This is a genomic window from Ruegeria lacuscaerulensis (assembly GCF_013031245.1).
GTDB lineage: Bacteria > Pseudomonadota > Alphaproteobacteria > Rhodobacterales > Rhodobacteraceae > Ruegeria > Ruegeria lacuscaerulensis_C.
This window is the reverse complement of the sequence record NZ_WPZL01000079.1, coordinates 1-4,742: the sequence shown is the minus strand read 5'-3', so window position 1 is coordinate 4,742 and position 4,742 is coordinate 1. Positions and strand designations below refer to the sequence as shown.

The window sequence follows — 4,742 nt, the reverse complement described above, 5'->3', positions numbered from 1 at the left end:
GTCAGTGATGTCCCAGCGATAGCGGGCGGTGATCACGTGCTCGGCTAAATCACGCTTGGCGCGGAATTCTTCTGGCGCCCAACTGGCAAACGGTGGCAGCACGAAACCGTGGGAGGGGATCATCTCGCCCGCTTCGGCCATGATTGTGTTAATATGGGGGCGTTTCATGCCGGTTCCCTGCTGTGCAAGAGAAACTCTATGACCATTGCGGCGGTCCAGGTGAAGGTCTTGCCGCCGCAAGGCTCTTCGGTGACCGGATCATAATATTCGGCAAGGCCGCTTTGCTCAATCCGGCGTAAGCTGTCGTCAACGATTCTCGCGATAATTTCAGGATGCTCCGCATGGGCCAATCCATCAGCGATCAAGTAGTTGACAATCAGCTACGCTGGCCCACGCCAATAGCGTTTGCCTTCGTAAACGAGCGAGTACACCGGCTGGGCACCAGAAATTTTGCGGACTCACCCAACTCCTTGATCCGTACCCAATGGGTTCCGCTCGCTCATGTGGAATCGAGGCAAAGGCCGCGATCAACCCTGCGACATTGGGATTGCTGACCACCTCGTCGGCTTTGCTATCAAAATAGAGGTACTGGCTATCGGCAGCGTTCCACAGCGCATCCATGGGCGTAACGCCTTTTTTCGCCCACGCACGGTTGCGGGCGGCAATCTTGAACTCGTCCAGCGTCTCGGTCAGATCCGCACAGGACCGGGTCAGGATACTGTTGAAACCTGGATCGACGAATTGAAAGGGCGAGGCATCGTGCCGCCTAGCGTTACCTCAGCCGAGGCTGCTGAAAAACTGCCAAGGTAAATGTAGCGTAAGTATTGCGCTTGTGTCGATCAGTGGCTTGCATCGGCGTGCTGCAGGTCGCGGCGCTCAAACGGCTCAAAACCGTCGGTCGGATGGCGGGTAATGGCTGCGTCCCAGTCAACCGAGTTGTCGCGGCCTGATTCCCAAGGGTGGATAAGTGCCGCAAAGCCCGGGCTTCATCGTAGTGGGCGATACCAAGTGCGGTCAGGGCACTGTCCCAATTCCATTGGAACGGATGGAGATCGTGTGTGGGCACTGTGTAAGCGCCCCTGTCATTCTTTCGGATGATTCTACCGCACTGTCGATAAGCGTTTGGGACATAACAGGGAACTCCTACCCGTATTCGACTACGGCCAATATGGTTTGCGGATCGAACCAACGGATACGGTCGGCTTGTGGTGCAAGCGTTAGCTTGTCGCCCGGCTTGACCACCAAATCACTGTCCAGCACGGCACAGAACATGTGCACCCTGAACATCACACGCGACCAACAGGTGGGCGCCCAGCGGCTCGACCACTTTGGCAGTCGCGACAAGGTCCGCATCATCCTGTCGCATATCTTCGGGGCGGATCGCGAACTCGAGAGCCGTGCCATTGGCGGCGGGGCCGTCAAAGACCTGGTCAGCAACCTTCCATTTGCCTCCCTCAGCCGGGGCTGCTGGCAGAAAGCTCCTTGGCGGATTGCCAATGAACCCGTCCATGAAACGCTCAGCAGGATTACGATAAACTCCGACAGGAGTCGCCGCCTGCACAATGCGGCCCTCGTACATGACACTTATTCGGTCAGCCATACTCATGGTTTCGACCTGATCATGCGTGACGTAGACTGCGGTGGTGTTGCTTTCTGCCAGCACGCCCTTCAGGTCGGCCCGCATCTCCATCCGCAGCAGCGCATCAAGGTTCGACAAGTGTTCATCCATCAGGATTACATCGGGCTCTATCGCAAGCGCTCGGGCAACCGCCACGCGCTGGCGTTAACCGCCGGACAATTCACCTGAGTAACGTTTCAACAACTGCTCGATATGCATCAATGTAACTGTGCGTTCGACACGGCGTTTGACTTCTTCTTCAGGCAGTTTTTGCATCTGCAACCCAAAGCCGATTTTTTCAAAAACCATGAGGTGGGGGAACACAGCATAGTTCTGAAAAACCATCGCTATGTCCCGGTCCTTTGGCGGCAGGTGATCCACCCGACGACCGCCAATCCACACTTAGCCTTCAGTTGCTGTCTCAAAGCCGCAGATGATCCGAAGAAGAGTGGATTTCCCGCAGCCAGAGGCGCCCAACAACACCATGAATTCCTGATCGGGATGTGTCGCAAACTTTGGGGCCCAATTGATGGGCATGCGGGATCTGACGTTTGTTCTCATCGAATAGTTTTCGAACAGGTTTCAGCATGATCTTTTTGAAAAGCTGCCATTTCCCCAAAGAAACGGTTTTGTGCGCTGCGTATTTTTACTTGCTGTACACAGTGTCGTATCGTGATTTGGAAGAGATTATGGCTAAACGCGGTGTGCGGGTTGATCACGCCACTCTCAACAGGTGAGTTGTGCAGTAATCGCCCTTGGTCGTTGCACTGGCGCAATCGAAGAAGCGCTCTACGCAAGAATCCTGGCGGATGGGCAAAACCTACGTGTGAGTTTGCGGCCCGTGGATGTATCTCTATCGGGCGGTCGACAAAGCTGGAGACACCCTTGATTTCATGCTGTCTGAGCGGAGGAATGGTCCAGCGGCAACTAGCTTTATTACCAAAGCGCTGTCTTCAAACGGAATCCCAGAAAAAATCGTGATCGGCAAAAGTGGTGCCAACGGCGCAGGCATTCGGGAGGTGAACAGGATCCTGAAGCGATTTGGTTGCCCGGTCAAAGTACAGACAGTCAGGTCGAAGTTCTTGAATAACATGATCGAACAGGAACATCGGTTCATAAAGAGGCGTGTTCGGCACGTGTCCGAGTTTAGGTCTTTCGCATCTACATCCGCTACCTCGGGTGGCATCGAGGTGGCCAACAAGATCTGAAAAGGTCAATTCTTCAACACGAGGAGTTCTGGTTTTCAGAAATTTGCCGAGCTGGTAGGATAAGCGTGTCCTGCGTGAAGCCGACTATGGCCTCATTAGAAGTTTGCGAACAGCCAGCTGAGGTGTTCCGCGAAATGATGATGGAAGAAATGGACCAACGTTCCTACCCTAAACGTCAAAAGGAGTCGCGGATCAGGTTTCGCTCACAGCAACAATGGTGACTACATCATATGCCTGTCCTTCAAGTACGTTCATGTCGACCCCTGCTACAGCCAGTGCGCGAAGGGCCTCGTCTTTCGAGGCAAAGGCTGCATCGTGTGCCGGAGTGCGGCCTCGGGAATCGCGAGCGTCGATGTTGGCGCCGTTTAAAGCCAGTTACTGAATGGCGGCGACATCACCTTTTTGCGCCGCTTTAAAAAGCCCGCTGTAAGCTTCGATTTCGAGGGCTGTGGGTGCCATCTGTGCCGTTCCAGCAGTAGCGAGGCCGATCAGAAAGGATGTGACCGTGAGGTAAAGCATGGCAAGTTTCTCCTTCTGGTTGGGTGGTGCGGTCTCACCATTCGGCTGTGTGAACCGGGTAATGACCTCAAAAAAGAGGCAGGATTGAGCTACCACCTGACCTGATACGTTTGAGGCCAGCTTGAGTGGTTACTTTCCGGCATTTAGTGCATGCAACAGAAAGCGCCGTGTTTGACATCTTTCATCATCGTGTCGAAATCCTCGCCGCGCATTTCAACCAGAGTTTTATGATCTCCCGCTTCGAACCAGATTTTGTCGAGCCCGGTGAGACTGTTGTCCACAACGGTCGGCAAGTTATAGGCTTCGCCTACAGGTGGTACTGCACCGAGGGCGCAATCATCAAACAGATCATGCATTTCTGCCTCTGGGGCCAACCCAAGACGGCGGTTCATCATCGATTGCAGGGCGGTGAGGTCAACCTGATGATTGCTGGGCAGAACTGCGAGCATCGGACCTTCCTCCATATGGATAAGAACCGATTTGGCGAGGTGATCGCCGGGTACATGTGCCGCTTCAGCGCATTCCGCGGCGGTAGCCGCATAAGGATGCGGGACGATGTCAAACGGGAGACCCTGAGCGTCCAGATGGTGTTTCAGGCGAGTTGCAATAGTCATGGTGCCCTCCGTATCATTGAAGGCGTCCCGGTCGCGAAACGTGCACGGTGCGCAACTAGGGCGCATTTTGGTGTGTGATTTCATATTGTGCGCCTAATAAGAGGTTCGGGCAAGTGGGCAGGACTTGCGGGCGCAAAAGAATAGCCTGAAACGGGCCAGAGTTCTGCGACGAAGAGTGGCGTGAGCGGCGCAGCTTTGACGGACCTCCAGCCTGTTTCGCTGCTTTCTCGGATCTTTGCTCGGTATAAGTCTTGCGAAAGCAGAGATTGATTTTGAGGTATCGTCAAGCCTTGACAAAGACGATCTGAAAATAATTGCACTACCGATTGGTCTTCGCCGTAAAATTGTGGACGCAGCATCACAAAGTCGGCGAGATAACGGTAACCTTGGGACATCTACCGTCGAAGGGACGTCGTTTGAATCCACTCAAGCCGACGCCGCTTTTCTTGCTGAGCCTGGCCGAGGCCCATTCTGACCGCGAAAAAAACTTCGAGCAATTCGATCCTACATTGCAAACGCTCAGCGGTTTGAAAATCAACATAATTTTCATATGCCGCAGATTGTAAACAGAGTTTGGCACGGCGATCTCGTTCTGCGATCCGCAGGCACCTCGGCAGAAAGGATCGGTATAATTCCTGAACAAAAACGCTCGGAGATACTTGCCAAGGGACATGGCTGTGGCGGCGCTCTCAAATCGCAATATGGAAGTGAATTGCGACTACCTGAACGGATCTCAAAGAAAACGCCTCGGATGGCGAACCCCAACCGAGGCTTTCAAAAAAA

9 protein-coding genes and 2 pseudogenes are annotated in these 4,742 nt (G+C 53.9%); 2 read left to right on the top strand and 9 right to left on the bottom strand.

Annotated features, from left to right (window positions below; genetic code table 11):
* The 7 genes from GOX66_RS25255 to GOX66_RS26435 all read right to left on the bottom strand — a co-directional run.
* On the bottom strand, nt 1–123 hold a 123-nt coding region (locus GOX66_RS25255), incomplete at its 3' end, for a D-lyxose/D-mannose family sugar isomerase (RefSeq protein ID WP_237212789.1).
* A gap of 41 nt (nt 124–164) precedes the next feature.
* On the bottom strand, nt 165–365 hold the full coding sequence (locus GOX66_RS25550) for an MGH1-like glycoside hydrolase domain-containing protein (protein ID WP_174822845.1): 201 nt from the start codon (nt 363–365) through the stop codon (nt 165–167).
* A complete protein-coding gene (locus tag GOX66_RS26445; protein WP_419555589.1) occupies nt 355–714 on the bottom strand; it encodes a hypothetical protein in 360 nt (119 codons plus the stop codon). The genes GOX66_RS25550 and GOX66_RS26445 overlap by 11 nt, the downstream gene beginning before the upstream one ends.
* Nucleotides 715–839: 125 nt before the next feature.
* On the bottom strand, nt 840–965 hold the full coding sequence (locus GOX66_RS26440) for a hypothetical protein (RefSeq protein ID WP_419555588.1): 126 nt from the start codon (nt 963–965) through the stop codon (nt 840–842).
* A gap of 281 nt (nt 966–1,246) precedes the next feature.
* Nucleotides 1,247–1,774 (bottom strand): ATP-binding cassette domain-containing protein, encoded by a 528-nt coding sequence (locus GOX66_RS25690; protein WP_214652779.1) that lies wholly within the window; start codon nt 1,772–1,774, stop codon nt 1,247–1,249.
* 9 nt (nt 1,775–1,783) lie between these two features.
* The gene (locus tag GOX66_RS25685) at nt 1,784–1,963 is read right to left on the bottom strand and encodes a hypothetical protein (RefSeq protein ID WP_214652777.1); all 180 of its coding nucleotides are present in this window, start codon (nt 1,961–1,963) and stop codon (nt 1,784–1,786) included.
* 57 nt (nt 1,964–2,020) lie between these two features.
* Complete coding sequence (locus GOX66_RS26435; protein ID WP_419555587.1) at nt 2,021–2,104, bottom strand: ATP-binding cassette domain-containing protein; 84 nt, start codon at nt 2,102–2,104, stop codon at nt 2,021–2,023.
* A gap of 101 nt (nt 2,105–2,205) precedes the next feature.
* On the opposite strand from GOX66_RS26435, the pseudogene GOX66_RS25240 reads away from it, so the two are divergent.
* Nucleotides 2,206–2,889, top strand: a pseudogene (locus GOX66_RS25240) (IS6 family transposase).
* Nucleotides 2,890–3,201: 312 nt separating this feature from the next.
* Here GOX66_RS25240 and GOX66_RS25235 read toward each other — a convergent pair.
* On the bottom strand, nt 3,202–3,345 hold the full coding sequence (locus GOX66_RS25235) for a hypothetical protein (protein WP_170766636.1): 144 nt from the start codon (nt 3,343–3,345) through the stop codon (nt 3,202–3,204).
* Between the two features lie 143 nt (nt 3,346–3,488).
* Nucleotides 3,489–3,959 (bottom strand): aminoacyl-tRNA deacylase, encoded by a 471-nt coding sequence (locus GOX66_RS25230; RefSeq protein ID WP_170766634.1) that lies wholly within the window; start codon nt 3,957–3,959, stop codon nt 3,489–3,491.
* A 575-nt stretch (nt 3,960–4,534) separates the two neighbouring features.
* Between GOX66_RS25230 and GOX66_RS26430 the strand changes: the two are divergent.
* Nucleotides 4,535–4,742, top strand: a pseudogene (locus GOX66_RS26430) (IS30 family transposase); the annotation flags it as partial.